Below are 19858 nucleotides of genomic sequence, written 5' to 3'. Positions count from 1 at the left end.
TGGGGTATGACCGACCTTCCGGTTCGCGTGTTGCACGTCGAGCCGGACGACGACTTCGCCGCGGACGCCCGCGAGGCGCTCGAGCGCTTCGCGCCGGAGGTGGCTCTCGACCGTGTCGCCACCGCGGACGACGCGACCAGCCGGCTGGCCGTCGGTACGTACGACGCCGTCGTCGCGGCCGGCGAGCTCCCCGACCGGGGCGGTATCGACCTGCTCGCGACCGTCCGAGAAGACGATCCGGAACTGCCGTTCCTGCTGGTGACGGGGGCGGGGAGCGAGGCGGTCGCCGCGGAGGCCGTCCGCGAGGGGGCGACCGACTACCTCCGGAAGGGCGAGGCGGAGCTCTTCGGGACGCTCGCGGCGCGGCTCCGGACCGCCGTCGCCGGCTACCGGGCCGAGCTGGCCCGCCGCGAGCGCTCGAAGGAACTGGCCACGCTCCACGCCGCCAACGCCCTCCTCGCCGCCGACCGGCCGCTCGACGACCGCCTCTCGGAGCTGGCGACCGCGCTTCCCGCGGGGTGGCGCCATCCGGAGCACACGGCCGCGCGGATCCGCGTCGACGGTCGGACGTTCGCGACGCCGAACTTCGCGGAGACCCCCCACGAGATCACCGCCACGGCGACCGTGGAGGGTGGGGTCGACCTGGGGAGCGGCGGGGGAGAGGGCGGCTCGGACGACGGCGGGGGCGAGGTCGGCTCGGACGACGGCGGGGGCGAGGTCGGCTCGGAAGACGACGAAGGAAGCGCCGGCCCCCCGCGCGTGGAGATCGCGGTCGCGTACGTCGGCGACGTGCACGAGGGCGACGAACCGTTTCTCCCCGAGGAGGAGCGTCTGCTCGACTCCGTCACCGCGGTCGTCGCCGCCCACGTCGGGCGCGAGCGGAGCATCGACCGGCTCCGCGCGTCGACCGACCGACTGGAGACGATCCTCGAGCACACGACGAACCTCGTGTTCATGAAGGACCTCGACGGCCGCTACCTGCTGGTCAACGACGCCTTCGCGGAGTTCGTCGGCCGTGAAAAGGACGCCATCGTCGGCGAGACGGTCGAGACGGTCCACTCCGACCCGATCGCGGAGTGGGTGACCGCCCACGACCGGGAGGCGGTGGCGGCCGGCGAGCCGACACGGTTCGAGGAGCACGTGACCGTCGACGGGGAGCAGCGGACCTTCGTCACCGTCCGCGTCCCGCTGTTCGACGTCGAGGGGGTGCCGTACGCGGTCTACGGCATCGCGACCGACATCACCGCTCAGCGGCGCGCGGCCGACGAGCGCGCAACCCTCCTCGACCGGATGACGGACGGGTTCATGGCCGTCGACACGGACGACACGATCACCTACATCAACGACCACGGCGCGGAGATGGCCGGCTTCGAGCCCGCGGAGATCGTCGGCGTCGACCTGCGTGAGGCGTTCGAGAGGACCAGCGACGCGTTCCTCGCCGCCTACGACCGGGCCATCGAGCGGAAGGAGGCGGAGACGGTGGAGACGTACTACCCGCCCGCGGACGCGTGGTACGAGTCACGGATCTACCCCGACGAGACCGGCGCGAGCATCTACTTCCGGGACGTGTCGGACCGGGTCCGCGACCGCCGACGGCTCGAGCAGTTCGAGCACATCGTCGAGTCGGTTCACGACGGCGTCCTCGTCGTGGACGCGTCGGGGGAGATCCGCTTCGTCAACCAGTACGTCGCCGACCGACTCGACCGCGACCGCGACGCGATCGTCGGCAGCGACGTCTCCACGCTGCTTCGCCCCGTCGACCGCGGCCGGATCCGGGAGGCGATCGACCGCCTCGCCGCGGGCGAGACGCACGACGGCTCGACCGTCGAGTTGACCGTCGACGCCGCCGACGGTCCGCTCCCGGTCGAGGTTCGGAAGACGCCGATGTACCACGACGGCGAGTTCTGGGGGGTCGCCGCGGTCGTCCGCGACGTGACCGAGCGCCACGCCGAGCGCCGGGAGCTGGAGTACCGCGAGGGGGTGATGCGCCGGCTCTACGAGACGATCGCCGAGAAGGACACCGACTTCGAGACGAAGGTCCGCAGCCTGTTGACGCTGGGTAAGGAGGTGATCGGCACCGAGTCGGGGCTGCTCTCACGGGTCGACGGCGAGGACTACGTCGGCCTCATCGTCGAGGACGATACCGGTGCCTTCGAGGAGGGCGTCGTCGTGGACGTGGGGACGACCAACTGCGAGCGCGTGGTCGCAACCAAGCAATCGCTGCAGGTGAAAGACGTGGGGGAAGTACCCGATCTCGCGGAGCGCGAGGGCTACACGCAGATCGGCATCTCCTGTTACGTCGGCGCGCCGGTGGTCGTCGACGGCGAGGTGTTCGGCACCTTCTGCTTCTACGACCGCGGCGCCCGCGAGGAGCCGTTCGACCGCTGGGAGGTGACGCTGGTCGACCTGATGGCCCGATGGGTGAGTTACGAGCTGGAACGCCGCCGGACGCAGGCGGAGCTCGAACGCGAGCGCGACCGGCTGGAGGAGTTCGCCAGCGTCGTCTCCCACGACCTGCGCAACCCCCTCAACGTCGCCGAGGGGCACGTCGACCTCGCGCGGGAGGGCGACGAGGCCGCGGACCTCGACGCCGCCGCGACCGCGTTGACGCGCATGAACGAGCTGATCGACGACGCGCTCTCGTTCGCCCGGCTCGGGACGCGCGTGGTCGAGACGGAGCCGACCGACATCGGCGCCGTCGCCCGCGAGGCGTGGGAGACCGTCGACACCGACGGCGCGAGCCTGACCGTCGAGGATCTGGGCGTCGCGGCGTGTGACGCCTCCCGCGTGCGCTCGCTGTTCGAGAACCTGTTCCGCAACGCGGTCGAGCACGTCGGGCCGGACGTCCACGTCACGGTCGGGCGCCTCGAGAGCGGCTTCTACGTCGCCGACGACGGACCGGGGATCCCCGACGACGTCCGCGAGCACGTCTTCGAGCGCGGATACACCACCTCCGAGACCGGGACGGGGTTCGGGCTCGCCATCGTCGACCAGATCGCGGGAGCGCACGGCTGGACGGTCGAACTCGTCGACGGCCACAGCGACGAGACGGGCGCGCGGTTCGAGATCCGTGACGTGAACTGGGTCCGCTCGTAGGGCGGCCGCGGGTCGTCCGGTTCTCCTCGGTCCCCTCCGTGCCCCCTCCGCGCCACTTCCGCCGCTCTCCCCCCTTCGCGCCGCTTCCGCCGTTCCCTCCTCTTCGCGCCGCTTCCGCCGCCGTCCGCGCCCGTTGCTTGCGTACCCTTTTGTCGCCGGCCCGCTATCGGCCGGTATGGAGACGCGACGGACGCTACTTGTCGACGCGTTTACGACGGAGTCGTGTGCGGGCAACGCGGCCGGAGTCGTCCCCGACGCAGCCGGACTCGACGACGACCGGATGGGGGCCATCGCCGCCGAGCTCGGCGCCAGCGAGACGGCGTTTCTCACCGACTCGGCCGAGGCCGACCGCCGGATCCGCTACTTCACGCCGACCCAGGAGGTCGACCTCTGCGGCCACGCGACGGTCGCCAGCCACGCGCAGCTGTTCGCGGACGGGGTCGTCGGCGCCGGCACGCACACGCTGGAGACGAACGTCGGCGTGCTCGACATCGAGGTGACCGACGAGGGCGTCGTCTGGATGACCCAGGACGCGCCGACGGTCCGGCCGGTCGAGGTCGACTACGACCGCCTCGGCGACGCACTGGGGATCGACTCGGCCACACTGACGGACGTGGGCGCGGATCTGGACACCGCCTACGCCTCGACGGGACTTCCATTCCTCGTCGTCCCGGTGAACTTCCTCGAACACCTCGGCGACGCCGACCCCGACATGGCCGCGGTCGAGGAGCTCTCCGAGGAGTACGACGTGGCCGGGATCTACGCGTTCACCTTCGACGCGCTCGAGTCCGACTCGACGCTTCACGGCCGGATGTGGGCGCCCGCGGCCGGCGTCCCGGAGGACCCGGTGACGGGGACCGCCAGCGGCGCCTGCGGGGCGTACCTCCGCGAGTCGGGCGCCTTCGACGAGTTCCCCGAGGAGATGCGCTTCGAGCAGGGCCACTTCGTCGACCGACCCGGCTACGTCCGCGTCCGCGTCGACGGGACCGAGGTCCGCGTCGGCGGCGAGGCGACCACGACGCTCGAGGGCGAGTTGGTCGTCCCGCCCGCGGACGAGGACGGGATCATCGAGGCGTAGCGGGCGCGAGCGGGCGTTTGGAGAGCTACCGGCCGCATTTTTGGGACAGAAAGCCGCCGGTCACATTCTTGGAACAGAAAGCCGCCGGTCACATTCTTGGAACAGAAAGCCGCCGGCCGCATTTTCAGGACAGAACACGGATCAGGACGGTCCAACCCGCGTACCCTCCCTCGCCGCGCCGCCTCGTCGGCCACCGCCTTATCGTCCCTCGCCGCGCCGGCCGTCCGCCCCGTCGCGCTCGATCACGTCCTCCAGCGCGTCGGCGCCCACGTCGGAGGCGACCTTCACGCCGACGATCGAGACGACGATCCCGGCGACGATGAAGGCGGCGAGCCGCTGGCCCGGGCCGACCGTCACGCCCGCGAACGTGAAGTGGTCGAGCACCTGCTCCTGTTCGAGGAAGTAACCGGCGAAGCCGCGGACGACCAGCCCGACCGCGACCGCGACGAACGGCAGGTTGAGCACGTGGCTGCGGATCCCCTCGTCGCGGATCACCTCGTCGAGGAGGCGACCGAGCGCCGCGGTCAGCGCCGCGCCCGCGAGCCACGGGACCGCGGCGTAGACGAACCGCATCGCCTCGACCAGCTCCGGCTGGCCCGAGACCTCCGCCGCGGCGAGCACGCCGAAGAAGCCGCCGACCAGCGAGAGCCCCGCCGCCACGACGTAGGTCACGACCGAGACCTGCCCGGCGTACAGCGCCTCGCGGACGCGCTCGGGCACGTCCGCGACGTACTCGTCGATCGCCAGCCCCTTGTACAGCAGCGCGGCGCCGAGCAGGCCGGCCACGCCCGCCAGCGCCACCGCCGCCGAGAAGCGGAGCAGGAGCGCGGGCAGAAGCAGGAGCGCGATGCCGAGCGGCACCAGCACCGTCGAGCGAAGCTCCTCGTCGCCGAGGAACTGCTTCAGCAGGTAGTAGGTCGACTCCAGGTCGCGGGCCTGCCGGACGACGACGCGGTCCACGCCGTCGACCGGGAGCCGCGACTCCACGATGGGCATCACGCGCTCGTCGTCCGCCGAGTCCACGACCACGATGGCGGAGCTCGGCTCGTACCGCTCCACGAGCGCGTCGATCTGTGCGGCCACCGAGCGGTCCGCGCCCACCCGGGAGTCGCCGGCCGCGGAGACGACCGCGACCGCCGACTCCTCGCGCTCGTCGCGGAGTTCCCGAGCGACCCGCAGCGCCTCGAGAATGCAGTTGACGCTGGCGTCCTCCGGGTCCGCGAGGCCCACGTCCGTCACCAGCGAGCGGACCGCCTCCCAGCCGGCGACGGGCATCGGCACGCTCGTCTTCCGACCGATCGCGCCGGACCGGTCCACGCAGATGACCAGCGTCGTCACGTCACACACCACGCTACCCCTCGTGAAAACGCTCCCGGTCGTCGAGACGTCGCGAAGGCGCGTCAGCCACCCACACGCCGTCGACAGACACAAGCCCGCCGGGCCGCCAGCGGAGGGCATGCTGGAGATCGACGGCAGCGCCGGCGGCGGTCAGCTGCTCCGGACCGCCCTCGCGCTGTCGGCGCTGACGGACACGCCGTTCCGGATGACCGACGTTCGCGGCGATCGCCCGACGCCGGGGCTCAAGGCCCAACACGCCGCGTGCGTGCGCGCCGCGGCCGCGGTCGCGGACGCCGAGGTCGAGGGGGGCGCCGTCGGCGACGACGCGGTGACCTTCGAGCCGGATGCGGTGACGGGCGGGGGGTACGCGGTCGCCGTCGACACCGCCGGGAGCCTGACGCTGGTGTTCGAGACGGTCCTGCCGCTCGCGGTCGCCGCGGAGACCCCGATCACCCTGCGCGCCACCGGCGGGACGGACGTCGCGTGGTCGCCGCCGCTCGATTACCTGCGCCGCGTGAAGCTCCCCCTGCTCGCTCGGCACGGCCTCCTCGCGCGCGTCGAGGCCGAGCGTCGCGGCTTCTACCCCGCCGGGGACGGCGCCGCCCGGCTGACGCTGGCCCCCTCCTCGCTCGACCGGATCGACCTCCGTGAGCCGGTCGGGCCGGAGCGGATCGGGGGCGTCCGCGTGTTCGCCGCCGCGAGCGCGGACCTCGCGGAGACGGACGCCGCCGAGCGGCTGGCGGCGACGGCCGCCGAGGAGCTGAGAAACGACGGTCACGAGATCGCGGCGCGCGTCGCGAGCTACGGCCCGGCGTCGAGCACGGGCGCGGTCGTGACGATCCGTGTCGACGCGCCCGAGAACGGCGGCGCCGAGGCGGAAGCGGCACCGGACGCGGCGACGCCCGCGGCCCGACCGACGGCCGGCGTCTCGGCGCTCGGCGAGCCGGGCACGCCGGCCGAGGCGACCGCCCGCGAGGCGGTCGACCGGTTCCGGCGGTTCCGCGACGGGCCGGGAGCGGTCGACCGCCACCTGGCGGACCAGCTCGTCCTGCCGGTCGCGCTCGCGGGCGGCGTCGTCGCAGCGCCGACCGTGACCGACCATCTGGCCTCGTGCGCGGCGCTCGTGGAGCGGTTCGGGATCGGCGTCGACTGCGAGGAGCGGGCGTCGGGCGGCGCGCTCGTGCGGGCCGACGGCCTGCGCTGAGCCGTGCGTTTCCGCCGCTCGGCCCGCCGAGCGGTCTCCGCCGCCGGGACGCCTACCTGAGCCGGAGGTCCACGTCGCCCCCCTCGTCGCCGAGGACGCTCGCGACGCCCGCGCCGGCCGCGTACGCGACGCGGCGCGCGCCGAGGCTGACGCGGTCGGTCAGCCCGCGCTGGGGCTCGAACTCGCGGACGGCGGGCTCGGCGTCCAGCTCCTCGGCGAGCCGGTCCTCCACGTCCGTCTCGGTGCCGACGCCGTCGACGAGGCCGCGATCGCTGGCCTCGCCGCCGAGGAAGACGCGGGCCTCCGTCTCGCGGACCGCCTCGGGGTCCATCCCGCGGCCCTCGGCGACCGTCTCCACGAAGTTCTCGTAGAGGTCGTCGACGATCCCCTGCAGGTAGGCGCGTTCGTCCTCCTCTATCTCCCTGAGCGGAACGCCGGCGTCCTTGTACTCCCCGGCGGTGAACTGCTCGTAGCTGACGCCGAGCTTGTCGGCCAGCTCCGCAACGTTCGGCCGGGAGCCGACCACGCCGATGGAGCCGACGAGGCTCGTCTCGTGGGCCCACAGCTCGTCGCAGCCCGCGGCGATCCAGTAGCCGCCCGAGGCGCAGACGTCGGTGGCGTACGCGAGCGTCGGGCCGTCGAAGTCGGCGGCGGCGCGCCGGATGTCGTCGCTCGGCAGCACCTCGCCGCCGGGCGTGTTGAGCTCGACGAGCAGGGCCTCCGCGTTCGGGTCCGCGTCCGCCCGTTCGATCTGCTCGACGAGCTCGTCGGCGGACGGCCCGATCGGTGCCGAAAGCGGCGAGGGACGGCCGCCGTCGCGGGAGATCGGCCCCTCGACGGCCACCTTCGCCACGTTGTAGCCGTCGAGGTACGACGCCACGAGGGAGCCGCCGACGCGCGCCGCAGCGAGCGCGAGCGCGAGCGTCAACAGGACGCCGGCGAGCTCCGCGGTCGTGTCCGGGAGGACGACGAACGCCACCCAGCCGATCGCGACCGCGATCACGGCCGCGACGAGCGTTCCGAGGAGGGCGACCGCGTTGCGTCCGCCGTCGTCCGAGGATCCTTGCATGTCTCGGCGTACGCGCGTCGGCGGGTTAAAAGCCACCGGCGGTCGCACCGCCGGGGAACGTCCGCGAAACGTCACCGGCGGCGCGGCCGCTCAGGGGCGCGACGAAACGGGGAGAAAAACCGGGGGAACGCGACCGGCGCGTGCCGGGTTAGAGAAGCCCCGTCTTCTGGAGCTTCATCAGGTCCTCGGTGTCGAGGGTCTCGCCTTCCTTGAACTTCTGGTAGATCTCCTCGGCCTCTTCCTTCTCCTCTTCGCGCTTCTCGGCGCGCTCGTCCTTGCGCTCCTCCTCCTCCTTCTTGTCGAGTTCGCGGAGGCGCTTCTGGACGCGGACGAAGTCCTCGTGGTGGCGGTCGGCGGCTTCCTGCGCCTCCACGAAGAGCTCGTGCATTTCGTCGGCCTCGTCGCGGATGTCGTCGGCCTCGCGGTAGGCCTCGATCATCTGGTTGTGGTGCTCCTGGGCCTTGTCCGCGAGCTCAGTCACCTTCTGGTGGTGCTGGGACGCCTCGGAGCGGACCTCCTCGGCCTCCTCGACGAGCTCCTCCAGCTCGCCGGTGTCCTCGACCTTCTCCTTCTTCTCGGCGAGCTTCTCGCGCTTGTCTTCGATCTTCTCGATGAGCTCGCGCTCGTCCTCGGCCGAGAGGACCTCGGTCTGCTGGCGGAACTCCAGCTCCTCGATCTCCTCTTTGAGCTCCTCGATTGACTTGCCGGAGCCGAGCTCCATGTCCGACTTCATCTCCTCGACCTCATCGAACAGCTCGTTGGCCTCCGCGTTGAGCTCGTTGCGGCTCTCCTTGTGCTCCTGGACCTGCTCGTTGAGCTCGTCGCGCTTCTCGCGGTGCTCCTGGGCCTCGTCGACCTTCTCGCGCGTCTTCGCGTTCAGGTCGTCGCGCTCGGAGGCGCGCTCGGAGGCCATCTGGTTGAGCTCGTTGCGTCGGTCGCGGAGCTGCCCGGCTCGCTTGATGAGCTGACCCTTCGAGCCGTTCTCCAGCTCGTCGTCAGAAAGGTCGATGTTGTCCGATTCCTCGAGCGGTTCCACGTCGTACTTCTCGATGACTTCTTCTTTCGTTACCATTTTTCTATCTCTCCATTCCGCTCCGGATATGGCGGACGCTGGCGCAGAGCGTTGGACCGTGGATAAGAACTCCCGATCATTCGTCGTGCGGTTCCACCAGCGCCGGAGGCGTTCTGGTACCTGCACATACCTCCTTGCCACATATAAATACTTCGGTGAATCCGTGCGTGAAAGGCGCTACCAAACCGCCGAACCGCCCGAATTCCGGCGTCTCGGCTGGTAACCGTTCACACGCCCCCGGCCGCCGGGGTACTTAAACGCGGCCGCGAACGGCAACCCCTATCGGCGGCCGGTTCCCACCGGCGACCATGAGCGACGACGACGCGAACGGTGCGGACGGCGCGGACGATGCAGCCGACGACGCCGACGCGAACGATGCGGACGGCGCGGACGCCCCCCTCGTGGAGACCGTTCACGCGCGCGGGCACGAGAACGTCACCGCCGAGCACGCGAGCACCTTCGAGGTGACCACCGACGACTGGCTCACGCCCGCGGGCGACTGCATCCTCGCGGTCGACGCCGACCGCGCCCCCCGCGACTTCTCGCAGGCGTTCAGGGAGGCCTGCCGGAGCCCCGAGGCCACCGTCACCGCCACGCTGACCGTCGAGGGCGACGACCGGACCCACGAGGCGACGGTTACGGGCCGGGGCGACCCCGGCCTCGCGCTCGTCGACGACCGCTCGATGGTCGGCCGCACCAGCGACTACACCGACGACGAGCGGACGATCCTCGTGGAGGCCGAGAAGGCGGCCGCGGACCTCGACCGCGACCTCGTGGCGGCGCTGGCCGCGGGCGCGGACTGCCGGCTCCGACTCGAGGTCGAGCCGGACGCCGACCGCTGAGCCGACCGCTGACTACCGATCCGGACGCCGGGCCGGACGCCGGGCCAGACGCCGAGCCGACCGACCTTTTTGCGTCCGGTCCCTACCCGCGTCCATGCCCGAGGAACCCGACGTGAACATCAGCGGCGGCCCGGACGGCGGCGGGACCGACGCCGCGGCCGAGGACCCGACGTTCGCGCCCGGCGCGGCCGAGACGCGCGCCGAGGCGGTCGTCGACGAACTCGGGGAGATCTACTGGCAGAAGGCGTACGGCGGGCAGGACGCCTTCGAGTGTCTGGTACGGACCATCCTCTCGCAGAACACCTCCGACGTGGCGAGCCAGCCGGCCCACGATTCGCTGATGGCCCGCTACGGCGAGGGCGGACCCGCGGCCGCGCCAGGCGGCGACCTCGCGCGGGCGCTCGCGGACGCCGACCGCGACGAACTCGCGGAGACCATCTCCTCGGCGGGGCTCTACAACCAGAAGTCCGCCTCCATTCAGGGCGCCGCGGAGTGGGTCCTCGACGCCTACGGCTCGGAGGACGCCTTCGACGCGTTCGTCCGCGAGGAGGACCCGGGCGAGGTGCGCGAGACCCTGCTGTCGGTCGACGGCGTCGGCCCGAAGACCGCCGACTGCGTCCTCCTGTTCGCGGGCGGCCGCGGCGGCGTCTTTCCCGTCGACACGCACGTCCACCGCATCGCGCGTCGGATGGGGCTCGCGCCCGCCGACGCCGACCACGAGGGCGTGCGGGAGGCCATCGAGGCCGCCATCCCGCCCGAGAAATGCGGCTTCGGCCACACCGTGATGATCCAGTTCGGCCGCGAGTACTGCTCGGCCCGCAAGCCGGCGTGTCTGGACGGGCCGGAGGCCTGCCCGCTCTACGACCGCTGTGACCGCGTGGGGGTCGACGAACTCGACGGCGAGGTCGTCGACCCGGCCGAGGCGGCGGACTGAGACCGCGGGTCCGGCGCCCGTTCCCGACGTCCGGGCTCAGAGCCGGTTTCGCAGCGCCTCGTTCATCGCCTCGACCGGCGCCTCCTCGCCGGTCCAGATCTCGAAGGCCTCGACTCCCTGAAAGAGGAGCATCCACGCTCCGTCGACCGTCGTCGCGCCGGCGTCGGCCGCGTCCCGGAGCAGGCGCGTCTCGATCGGCGCGTACACCGCGTCCAGCACCGCGAGGTCGGGGTGGAGTAAGTCCGCGGGGACGGGCGTCTCGTCGGCCTCCATCCCGACGCTCGTCGCGTTGACCAGCACGTCCGCGGCGGGCACCTCTGTCGCGAGCGTGTCGAGGCCGCCGCCGGTGGCGGCCGGCACGTCGGCCGCGAGTTCCTCGGCCCGTTCGACGGTCCGGTTGGCGACGTGCACCTCTGCGCCCGCGTCCGCGAGCGCGAACGCGGCCGCCCGTCCCGCGCCGCCGGCGCCGACGACCACGGCGTCCGCGTCGGCGAGCGGCACGTCGTGGTACGCAAGCGCCCGCGTGACGCCCGCGGCGTCGGTGTTGTACCCCCGCGGCGCCGGCGCGTCCGGGTCCGTCACGGAGTCGAACCCCGACTCGTGGGTCGGCGCGAAGTCGACGGTGTTCACCGCGCCGATCCGCGCGGCGAGCGCGTCCGCCTCGACGAACTCGAGCGCGTCCTGCTTGAAGGGGATCGTGACGTTCAATCCCGAAACGCCGAGCGCGGCCGCGCCCGTGAGCGCGGTCTCCAGGTCCGCGGGCGCCGGCTCGAAGGTGACGTAGCGCGCGTCCAGCCCGCGCTCCTCGTAGCCCGCCTCGTGGAGCGGCGGCGACAGCGAGTGCCCCACCGGATTGCCGATCAGGCCGTAGACGTCCATACCGGGCGGGCGGGCGCCGCCGGCAAAAGTCCGCCGTTCGCGGCGACGTCGAGGCCGGCGGCGGGCGCGCCGGCCCCCGCCTCAGAACCGCGTCCGCGACCCGCCGCCGGAACCGCCGTCGTCGCGGCCGAGCGCCTTCCTCAGGAACCGCATCCAGCGCTTCCTGTCCGCGGCCTCCTGTCGCTGCTCCTCGCTCTGGAGGTCCGCGGGGCCGAGCGACTCCAGCGCGTCGAGCGCGCGGTCGATGCCGATGATCGAGTCGGCGAGCCGCTCGCCCTCTGCGAAGGAGACCTCGTTCTCCTCGATGCGCTCCAGTCGCTCGATGCGCTCCCGGCGGAGGTTCCGCTTGGCCCGCTCCACGCGGTCGCGCTCGCCCGCCGGCACCGCCTCCCGGCGCTTGATCTCGAAGACGAACTCCTGGAGCGGGACCTCCTCGCCCTGCACCTCGATCCGGTCGGGGATCGACGCCCCGACCGTCGCCGCCTCCCGGTTGACCCGTTCGAGGAGCTGTTTCCGCTGGTACTCCTTCACGCCCGCGGGTAGGCGGCGGACCCACTTCGCTCCTTCGTCGGCCGGCCGCGGACGGGGACGGCGCGGAGTTCCCTCCCCGCCGGCCCGCCGATGGACGCGGTTAACCGCCCGGCGCCCGAAACGGGTCCATGGAGCGGCTTGAGGACGAACTCGACCGGGCGCGCGAGCTCGATCCCGACGCGCTGGCGGACGCCATCGAGGCCATCGGCTTCGAGTGCACGCGCTGTGGTGCCTGCTGTAAGGGATACGCCCCGGACGAGACTGCGGGGGCGGACGAGCGCGCGGACGCGAGCGACGCCGACCGCGAGCCCCACACCGCGACGGTGTTCCCGGACGAAGTGCGGACGCTGGTCGACGCCGCGAACGAGACGCCCGCGGCGGGGGAACGCGGGGACGCGGACCCGAGCGAATCGGACGCCGAGGCCTACGACTGGCGCGACGTGGCCCGCCCCATGCCGTACGGGCTGACCGAGGACGAGGACGGCGAGCGGACCGGCGAGACCTTCGAGTGGGCCATCCAGACGGACGCCTGTGGGGACTGCACCTTCTACCGCGAGGCGGGCGGCCCGGACGGGGGCGGCGCGTGCGCGGTCCACGAGGACCGGCCCCTCATCTGTCGGACCTATCCCTTCAGCGTCGCGCTCGGCGGGACGAGCCAGCCGATGGGCGAGGCGGTCGACGCGGAGGGGATGGTGCGCGCCCACGAGTGCGAGGGGCTCGGGCGCGACATCTCCCGGGGAGAGGCCGAGGAGTTGGCGACGGCGCTGAAGGAGCGCGCCGTCCGGGAGATCGAGGAGGCGATCGCGGTGCGGGACAACTACGACCCGACGGTCGCGGTCGGCGCCGAGGCCGATGCCGACACCGGTGCCGACGCCGCGGTCGTGGTCCACGACTCGGAGGGCCAGAAACGAGCCGACGGGACGCCGATCGACCCGGACGCGTAGCCGAACCCGTCGGCGGTACAACTATTAGTGTCCATCGCAAGCCTCCGGGTGGAGTCTACATATGGAAATTTCGGACGAACTCCTCTGTCTGTTCAGCGCCGAAGTGCGGGAGAACGGGGACGACTACGTGCTCGACGTCCCCCGCCGCGAGGTCGAGACCGGGTCGGTCGAACCCGGCGAGACCTACCGCGTCGCGCTCATTTCCCGGACCGGCGAGGGAGGCGCCGGCGGCTCCGGCGCCGACGAGGGTGCAGCGACCGGCGACGCCGGCGGCCCACAGCCCCCGGTCGAACCCGGCGAGATGCGCTACGTCGAGATCGAGGACATCGGCAAGCAGGGCGACGGTATCGCCCGCGTCGAGCGGGGCTACGTGATCATCGTCCCCGGCGGCGAGGTCGGCGAGCGCGTCAAGGTCGAAGTGACGGAGGTGAAGTCGAACTTCGCCGTGGGCGAGATCGTCGAGGAGGGAGTCTGAGCTACTCGGTGTCGGGGGCGGCGTCCGCGCGGTCGTCGTCCGCATCGGTCGCCGTATCGCCGTCCGCGTCGGTCGGCTTCTCGGGAACCCGCGCGTCCCAGTAGGAGACCGACGCGACGTAGTCGCCGGGGACCGTGCGACCGACCGTCTCGTCGACCGCGCGGAACGCCCGCGCTACCCACCCGGGGAGGTTGCGGTAGAAGCCGTACGGGAGCACGAAGTCGTGCGCCTCGCCGGCGAGTCGGAGATCCGCGGCCGACAGCATCGAGACCACGTCGTCCTCGGAGTAGAGCCGCGACCCCATCGGCAGCAGCCACGTGTACAGCACCCTCGCACTACGCCGATTGAACGTGTCGAAGAAGACCTGATCCTTCGAGACGCGCCGGAGTTCGCGGAGAAACGGCGCCGGCTCGTCCATCAGGTGGAAAAAGCGCATCGCGACCACCGAGTCGAAGTGGTCGTCCGGGAACGGGAGCCGTGAGGCGTCGCCGCGCATGAACTCCACGCGGTCGGAGAGGCCGGACTCCTGCACCTTGCGGCGTCCCTGTTCGAGCATCTCGCGCGAGATGTCGAGTCCGACGATGTCGGCGCCCTGGTCCGCCAGCATCGTCGTGAATCGTCCCGTCCCGCACGCTACTTCGAGTACGCGCTTGCCCTCGACGGGACCGACCGCGGAGAGCACCGCCTCCTTCTCGCGGCGGTCGATGACCCGCCCGCCGTCGCCGAACCGGACGTCGTCGTACTCCTTGGCGACGTCGTCGGCCTGGTACCATTCCTGTCCTTTCACGTTCACATCGTTCCACGCCCGAACGACAAAACCGTACTGGATGCCGACCGACTGCGGGCGCGGCCGTCCGTCCCGGCTCCGACCGGGACCGACGGATCGGGGGCGGTCGACGGTCGCGCCGCGCCCGATCGTTCAGGATCGTAAAGTATGATATAATCACCTTATATTGTCCGTATCGGTATCCCCCATATGTAGCTAACCTTTACCACGCACGATCCGCTTTCTGCGGGTATGAGCACTAGTCCCGCAGAGGCTCACAGCCAGGAGACCCTTTCGGAGAGCGAGTTCCGCGAGCGCCTTCGCGAACTCCCCCCGAGCGCCAAACTCGTCGCGAAGGTGCTTGAGAGCGACTCGCCGCTCTCGCAGGGGCAACTCGCCGACGAATCGCTGCTGCCCGACCGGACGGTCCGCTACGCCCTGAACCGCCTCGAGGAGTCCGAGCTCGTCGCCTCGCGCTACAGCTTCAAGGACGCTCGCAAGCAGGTCTACTACCTGACCAAGTAGCTGTCCCCGGCGACTGCTCCCCGTCCTGACCAGGCCCGGAGGGGACGCTATCCCCCCGCCCAGACGACACCGGAAGCGAACGCTGTTCTCCTCGCCCGATCGACGGCCGCTTCCCGGCTGTCACGGGGGCCTTTTAACCGTCCGGCGCAAGAGACCCGGGTATGAAGCTCTCGGTGGTGGTCCCGACTCTGAACGGTCGGGATCGGCTCGGCGACTGTCTCGACGCGCTCTCGAGGGTCGCCCCCGACGCGGAGGTGGTCGTCGTCAACGGCCCCTCCGCGGACGGAACCACCGGGATGGTCCGGGACCGAGAGGACGTGGACGTGCTCGTCGAACTCTCGGACCGGTCGGTCAACGTCGCCCGCAACGCCGGCATCGAAGTGGCCGGGGGCGACGCGGTCGCGCTCGTCGACTTCGACCACCGGGTCGAGACGGGGTGGCTGGACGCGCTCCGGGAGGGGCTCGACCGCGCTGCCGTGGTGACGGGACCGGTTCGCGAAGCCGGCGACGGCGAGGACGCGCCTTCCGAGACCGCGGACGTGGGGCCCGAACGCCGCACCATCGCCGGTCGCGAGGTGACGTACGTCGAGGGCGGAAACGTCGCCTTCCGTCGCGGCGTCCTCGACGACCTCGACGGGTTCGACGAGTACCTCGAAACCGGCGGCTCGCGGGACGCAGCCCACCGCCTCGCAGGAATGGACCACGAGGTCGCGTTCGACCCCGACCTGGCCGTCACCCACGAGCCCGCCGCCCCGACCGCGGTCGATGGCGGCCGCGACGGCCGCGACTGGGGATGGAAGTACCGCGCGCTCGCCTACCGACTCGTGAAGAACTACGGCGTCCGCCCGACGGTGCTGCGCCGCACCCTCAGCCACGCCGCGAGCGACTCCCTCTCGGTCGCTCGGGACGTGTTCGGCGGCAGGGCGACCCCGTCCGGCTGGATCGGCAACGGTCGCGACGTGTTGGCCGGGATCGCGACCGGCGCCTCCGACGGCGCCGTGGCGCGACGCCGAGACCGAAGTCCGGCGCGGAACCCGCACGGCATTTCCACGCGGGCGGACCGAGCCGTCGCGAAGTACGAGTGGCGCTGAGGCGAAGCAGTCCCGTCGCCGCGGCGTTCCTTTTTGTCCCCCCGGCCCGTGGGGACACGTGTGGTCACCACCGAGGCGCTACTGTTCGGCGACAGACCCTCCAAGAGCGTCTCGCTCGTCGCCACCTACGCGGCGATCACGATGACGGCGCTCGTGGGCGCGGCGTTCGCGGGGACCGTCTCGCCCGGCGCACCGGTCACGACGCTGTTGCGACAGGACCTCCTGTCGGTGGTGCTGTTCGCCGCCCCCGGCCTGATCGCGCTCGGCGGCGGCTACGCCCGATTCGGCGCCCCGGCCTGTCTCTCGGTCGGGGTCGTTCCGGGCGCCTCCGTCGCGGTTCTGACCGCCGCCGTGGGCGTGCTCGACGTTCTCGCAGGCGGTACTCCCGGCGTGACGCTCGGGTTCGCGTTCGCGGGATCGGTCGCGTACATTGGCCTTCTGCGCGCGTTCCTGGGCTACTGTGCCGGCGTCACCGTCGCGCTGCTCGTCGACGCGCGGCGAACCGCGATGGAGCCCGACCGGGAGTCGGACGCCTGACCGAGCCGCGACCCTTATTCGCCCCGCCGCACAAGCCGCGACCGTGCGACGGTTCAGCGCCGACTACCTCGAACGCACCCGCGAGGGGATGTGGGCGGACGGGCGCGCGGCGCTCGCCGATCTCGACCTTGCGGACCGACGGCGCGTCCTCGACGTCGGGTGCGGCACCGGAGAGCTAACGCGCGTCCTCGCCGCCGAGGCGCCCGCGGACGCGACCGTAATGGGCGTCGACGCCGACACGGACCTCCTCGAGGCCGCGCGCGCGGCCGACCCCGAGGGGGAGTCGGACTCGATCCCCTACCTCGCGGGCGACGCGGCCCGGCTCCCGTTCCCGGACGACGCTTTCGACCTCGTGGTCTGTCAGGCGCTGTTGATCAACCTCCCGGAGCCGCGCGCGGCGGTGCGGGAGTTCGCCCGCGTCTCCTCGGAACTGGTCGCCGCAGTCGAGCCGAACAACGCCGAAGTGGGGGTCTCCTCGACGGTCGACGCCGAGGAGCGACTGGAGCGGGAGGCCCGCGAGGCGTACCTCGCCGGCGTGGATACCGACGTCGCGCTGGGCGACCGCGTCCGCCGACAGTTCGCGGCCGCGGGACTCGAGGACGTGTCGGTCCGGCGCTATCACCACGAGAAGCGCGTCGAACCGCCCTACTCCCCGGTGGCGATGGAGGCGGCCGCGCGGAAGGCCAGCGGGGCGGGGCTGGCGGACCACCGCCGCGAACTGGAGGCGTCGCTGTCGACCGAGGAGTACGCCGACCTCCGCCGTCGCTGGCGGGCGATGGGCCGCGACGTGGTCGGCGAGATGCAGGCGGGCGAGTACGAGCGCGTCGAGGTGGTCCCGTTCGACGTGACGGTCGGGCGCGTCCCCGAGCGCTGAGTCGGGCGCGTCCCCGAGCGCGGACGGCGACGGCCTACTGCGTCCGCACGACGACGGTGTTCCCCAAGATGTCGCCGAGCCGCTGGCCGTCGTCGGTGACGAAGATCAGGACGATGCCGATCAGGTACAGGAACGGCAGCGCGTCCACGATCCGCAGCAGGTTGCGGATCGCGGCCGCCTTCAGGTCGCAGTCCCCGCCGTCCTCGGTGACGACGACGATCCCGAGGACGCGCTTGCCGAGGGTCTGCCCGTAGGTCCCCTCGAGGTAGATGAAGTACGCGAGCGCGCCGAGTCCGGCGAGCCCGCCGACGACGCCCGCGAGGCTCTCGCTCACGAGGCCGACGACGACGACCAGCACCGTGGCCGCGATCCCGACGATAAGGCTGTCCACCAGAAACGCGAGGATCCGCGGGACGAGCGTGTCGTTCTGCGTGCCGAGTTGCGGTGTGGGTCTGTCCATACGGCGGTTGTTGCCGGCATCCTACTTAAGCGTCCGTGTGACGGTGGCACGACGCCGAGGGGACTCTACATGTGGCCGTGGAACGCTATCGGGCGTTCCCGACGTGCTCGTCGAGGAACGCCGCGATGCGCTCGAACTGTTCGATCCGGTTCTCGCGGCTGGTGGTGTGGTGGCCCTCGTCCTCGAAGACGCACGTCTCGACGGGGATCCCGCGGTCCGCGACCGCCTCCGCGATCTGTTCGGCCTCGCCGACGGGGACCCGCGGGTCGTTCGCGCCGTGTTGCACGAACAGCGGGCAGTCGATGCGGTCGACGCGGTGGATGGGGCTGATCCGCTCCAGCAGCTCCGTGTTCTCCAACGCGCCGTACTCCTGCTCGCGGTGCGAGCGCCGCCACTCGCCGGTGTTCTCGAGGAACGTCTCGAAGTCGGCGATGCCGACGAAGTCGACCGCGGCCGCCCACAGGTCCGGGTACTCGGTGATCGCCGACAGCACCATGAAGCCGCCGTAGGAGCGCCCGTACGCCACGACCCGGTCGTCGTCGACCTCCGGTCGCTCGGCGAGCCACGCGACGGCCTCCTTCACGTCCTCCACCGAGTCGAGGCGCCTCTCGCGGTCGTCGAGGTGCGTGTACGCCTTCCCGTAGCCGGAGGAGCCCCGGACGTTCGGCTCCAGCACCGCGTACCCCTGCCGGAGGAAGAACTGCTTCGTCGGGTAGAACCACGGCCGGCGCTGGTGTTCCGGCCCGCCGTGGATGTCGACGATGACGGGCACCTCGGCCGCCTCGCCCCTCTCGACGCCCGGCGGGAGCGTCCAGTAGGCCGGGATCTCCCGACCGTCGAAGGTCTCGTAGCGCACGATCTCGGGCGCGAGGAAGGCCTCTGGGGGGATGCCGAGCGTCCCGTGGTCCGCGGGCGCGGCCACCTCGGGGGCCGGTTCGCCGTCTAGGTCCACGAGCAGGTCGGCAGCGGCGTCAACGACGACCGCGCGGTACGGCCGGTCGCTGGCGGCGTGGACCGCGGCGAGCCGCTCGCCGTCGCCGTCCCACGCGAGCGCGGAGACGACCCCCGGGTCCGCGCAGTCGGCGGCGACGTCGGGCGTCGCGAGGGGCGAAAAGGCGGTCGGCCCCTCCAGTTCGCCGATCACGAGCTCGGAGTAGCCGTCGACGTTGGCCGTGTACGCGACCCGGCCGGAGTCGCGGTCGAGGGCGTAGCCGTCGACGTTCCAGCCCTCGCGGGCGGCGACCGTGTCGAACGCCGGGTCCCCCGACCCCTCCTCGGATAGCGCGGCCGCGCGGTCGTCGCGGTCCGCATCGCCCGCGACCGCCGCGGCGGAGAAGCGCCCGAGGACGAGGTGGTCGCCGGGCTGGTTCGTCAGGGCGTAGAGCCCCCCGTCGGCGCCGAAGGCCGGGGACTCGTAGCGGGCGTCGTCGTCCGCGTTCACCTGCGTCGTCTCGCCGCTCGGCAGGTCGAGGACGAACAGGTCCTGCGCGAAGGACGCGCGGGCGTCGATCAGCGCCAGGCGGTCCCCCTCCGGCCCCCACGCGGCCACCGAGAGGAAGCCACCCTCCCCCTCGTGAACGACCTCGCTGTCGGCGGCGGTCTCGTCGCGGCGCTGGACGTGGACGTCGAAGGTGTCCGACTGGCGGCGGTTGGCGGCGTACGCGAACCGGTCGCCGTCGGGCGCCCAGCCGCCCCAGGCGTGGATCGAGTCGGGGTCGTCGGTGAGGTCGGTTATCTCTCCGGCCGCGAGGTCGTACAGGAACAGCTGGTCGCGCTCGTCGCTCCCGCGGTCCATGCCGAACACCGCCTCCGGGCGCGTCGGCGACGCGTCCACGAAGGAGACGCGCTCGTCGGTGCCGGTCAGGCGCTCGGTGGTCGCCGCGTCGCCGTCCGCCCCGAGCCTCGCGGGGTCGCTCGCCCGCCACACGTCCGGCGAGCCGGTCGTATCGGCCAGATACAGCAGGTCCCCGTCCGCGGTGAACGTCGGGGACTCGACCGCGTCGATGCCGAGGTAGCGCGCAACCGGATAGCTCGGGCCGTCGTCGTCGGAATCGTCGCTGTCGCCGAAGCCGCCGTCGGGATCGCTCATGGCCGACCCTCCCGCGCCGACGCCGTAAGGATTGGCCACCCACACGCCGTTGCC

19 protein-coding genes are annotated in these 19858 nt (G+C 71.9%); 11 read left to right on the top strand and 8 right to left on the bottom strand.

Annotated elements, in window-relative coordinates:
• Nucleotides 1–6: 6 nt before the first annotated feature.
• Together ACQE3L_RS03740 and ACQE3L_RS03735 are read left to right on the top strand one after the other, a co-directional pair.
• A complete protein-coding gene (locus ACQE3L_RS03740) occupies nucleotides 7–3096 on the top strand; it encodes a PAS domain-containing protein (protein WP_426962455.1) in 3090 nt (1029 codons plus the stop codon).
• 175 nt (nucleotides 3097–3271) lie between these two features.
• A complete protein-coding gene (locus tag ACQE3L_RS03735) occupies nucleotides 3272–4174 on the top strand; it encodes a PhzF family phenazine biosynthesis protein (protein WP_426962454.1) in 903 nt (300 codons plus the stop codon).
• Nucleotides 4175–4372: 198 nt separating this feature from the next.
• Here ACQE3L_RS03735 and ACQE3L_RS03730 read toward each other — a convergent pair whose 3' ends face one another.
• Entirely contained in the window at nucleotides 4373–5512 is a 1140-nt protein-coding gene (locus tag ACQE3L_RS03730; RefSeq protein ID WP_426962453.1) for a DUF373 family protein, read from the bottom strand.
• Here ACQE3L_RS03730 and rtcA point away from each other — a divergent pair.
• A complete protein-coding gene (gene rtcA / locus ACQE3L_RS03725) occupies nucleotides 5496–6716 on the top strand; it encodes an RNA 3'-terminal phosphate cyclase (RefSeq protein ID WP_426962452.1) in 1221 nt (406 codons plus the stop codon). The two genes, ACQE3L_RS03730 and rtcA, sit on opposite strands and share 17 nt — an antisense overlap.
• Before the next feature lie 52 nt (nucleotides 6717–6768).
• On the opposite strand, the gene sppA is transcribed toward rtcA, so the two are convergent.
• Together sppA and ACQE3L_RS03715 are read right to left on the bottom strand one after the other, a co-directional pair.
• Complete coding sequence (gene sppA / locus ACQE3L_RS03720) at nucleotides 6769–7785, bottom strand: signal peptide peptidase SppA (protein WP_426962451.1); 1017 nt, start codon at nucleotides 7783–7785, stop codon at nucleotides 6769–6771.
• A 148-nt stretch (nucleotides 7786–7933) separates the two neighbouring features.
• Nucleotides 7934–8857: a coiled-coil protein gene (locus ACQE3L_RS03715; protein ID WP_426962450.1), complete on the bottom strand. Its 924-nt coding sequence runs from the start codon at nucleotides 8855–8857 to the stop codon at nucleotides 7934–7936.
• Between the two features lie 308 nt (nucleotides 8858–9165).
• On the opposite strand from ACQE3L_RS03715, the gene ACQE3L_RS03710 reads away from it, so the two are divergent.
• Nucleotides 9166–9699, top strand: a complete 534-nt coding sequence (locus ACQE3L_RS03710) for a DUF371 domain-containing protein (protein WP_426962449.1) — start codon at nucleotides 9166–9168, stop codon at nucleotides 9697–9699.
• Between the two features lie 94 nt (nucleotides 9700–9793).
• Nucleotides 9794–10633 carry an endonuclease III domain-containing protein gene (locus ACQE3L_RS03705; RefSeq protein ID WP_426962448.1) on the top strand — a complete coding sequence of 280 codons (840 nt, stop codon included), beginning with the start codon at nucleotides 9794–9796 and terminating at the stop codon, nucleotides 10631–10633.
• Nucleotides 10634–10669: 36 nt separating this feature from the next.
• Here ACQE3L_RS03705 and aroE read toward each other — a convergent pair whose 3' ends face one another.
• Both aroE and ACQE3L_RS03695 read right to left on the bottom strand, forming a co-directional pair.
• Nucleotides 10670–11512: a shikimate dehydrogenase gene (gene aroE, locus ACQE3L_RS03700; protein ID WP_426962447.1), complete on the bottom strand. Its 843-nt coding sequence runs from the start codon at nucleotides 11510–11512 to the stop codon at nucleotides 10670–10672.
• Nucleotides 11513–11593: 81 nt separating this feature from the next.
• Complete coding sequence (locus tag ACQE3L_RS03695; RefSeq protein WP_426962446.1) at nucleotides 11594–12043, bottom strand: DUF5788 family protein; 450 nt, start codon at nucleotides 12041–12043, stop codon at nucleotides 11594–11596.
• Between the two features lie 128 nt (nucleotides 12044–12171).
• Here ACQE3L_RS03695 and ACQE3L_RS03690 point away from each other — a divergent pair, with 128 nt between their 5' ends.
• Nucleotides 12172–12987 (top strand): YkgJ family cysteine cluster protein, encoded by an 816-nt coding sequence (locus ACQE3L_RS03690; RefSeq protein WP_426962445.1) that lies wholly within the window; start codon nucleotides 12172–12174, stop codon nucleotides 12985–12987.
• A gap of 61 nt (nucleotides 12988–13048) precedes the next feature.
• Nucleotides 13049–13462, top strand: coding sequence for a TRAM domain-containing protein (locus tag ACQE3L_RS03685; RefSeq protein ID WP_426962444.1), 414 nt, complete (start codon nucleotides 13049–13051; stop codon nucleotides 13460–13462).
• 1 nt (nucleotide 13463) lies between these two features.
• Here the strand turns inward: ACQE3L_RS03685 and ACQE3L_RS03680 are convergent, their stop codons facing one another.
• Nucleotides 13464–14249, bottom strand: a complete 786-nt coding sequence (locus ACQE3L_RS03680; protein ID WP_426962443.1) for a class I SAM-dependent methyltransferase — start codon at nucleotides 14247–14249, stop codon at nucleotides 13464–13466.
• 231 nt (nucleotides 14250–14480) lie between these two features.
• On the opposite strand from ACQE3L_RS03680, the gene ACQE3L_RS03675 reads away from it, so the two are divergent.
• The 4 genes from ACQE3L_RS03675 to ACQE3L_RS03660 all read left to right on the top strand — a co-directional run bounded on the left by ACQE3L_RS03675 (nucleotide 14481) and on the right by ACQE3L_RS03660 (nucleotide 17255).
• The gene (locus ACQE3L_RS03675) at nucleotides 14481–14753 is read left to right on the top strand and encodes a helix-turn-helix domain-containing protein (RefSeq protein ID WP_058367206.1); all 273 of its coding nucleotides are present in this window, start codon (nucleotides 14481–14483) and stop codon (nucleotides 14751–14753) included.
• Between the two features lie 161 nt (nucleotides 14754–14914).
• A complete protein-coding gene (locus ACQE3L_RS03670; RefSeq protein WP_426962442.1) occupies nucleotides 14915–15844 on the top strand; it encodes a glycosyltransferase family 2 protein in 930 nt (309 codons plus the stop codon).
• A gap of 60 nt (nucleotides 15845–15904) precedes the next feature.
• On the top strand, nucleotides 15905–16381 hold the full coding sequence (locus ACQE3L_RS03665) for a hypothetical protein (RefSeq protein ID WP_426962441.1): 477 nt from the start codon (nucleotides 15905–15907) through the stop codon (nucleotides 16379–16381).
• Between the two features lie 43 nt (nucleotides 16382–16424).
• Nucleotides 16425–17255, top strand: a complete 831-nt coding sequence (locus ACQE3L_RS03660; protein WP_426962440.1) for a class I SAM-dependent methyltransferase — start codon at nucleotides 16425–16427, stop codon at nucleotides 17253–17255.
• Between the two features lie 34 nt (nucleotides 17256–17289).
• Here ACQE3L_RS03660 and ACQE3L_RS03655 read toward each other — a convergent pair whose 3' ends face one another.
• Both ACQE3L_RS03655 and ACQE3L_RS03650 read right to left on the bottom strand, forming a co-directional pair.
• Entirely contained in the window at nucleotides 17290–17715 is a 426-nt protein-coding gene (locus tag ACQE3L_RS03655; protein WP_426962439.1) for an RDD family protein, read from the bottom strand.
• A gap of 85 nt (nucleotides 17716–17800) precedes the next feature.
• Entirely contained in the window at nucleotides 17801–19804 is a 2004-nt protein-coding gene (locus tag ACQE3L_RS03650; protein WP_426962438.1) for a S9 family peptidase, read from the bottom strand.
• Nucleotides 19805–19858: the final 54 nt, after the last annotated feature.

The organism is Haloparvum alkalitolerans (assembly GCF_050122995.1).
Taxonomy (GTDB): domain Archaea; phylum Halobacteriota; class Halobacteria; order Halobacteriales; family Haloferacaceae; genus Haloparvum; species Haloparvum alkalitolerans.
The sequence above is the reverse complement of the archived record's forward strand: the minus strand, read 5'-3'. Positions and strand labels throughout refer to the sequence as shown.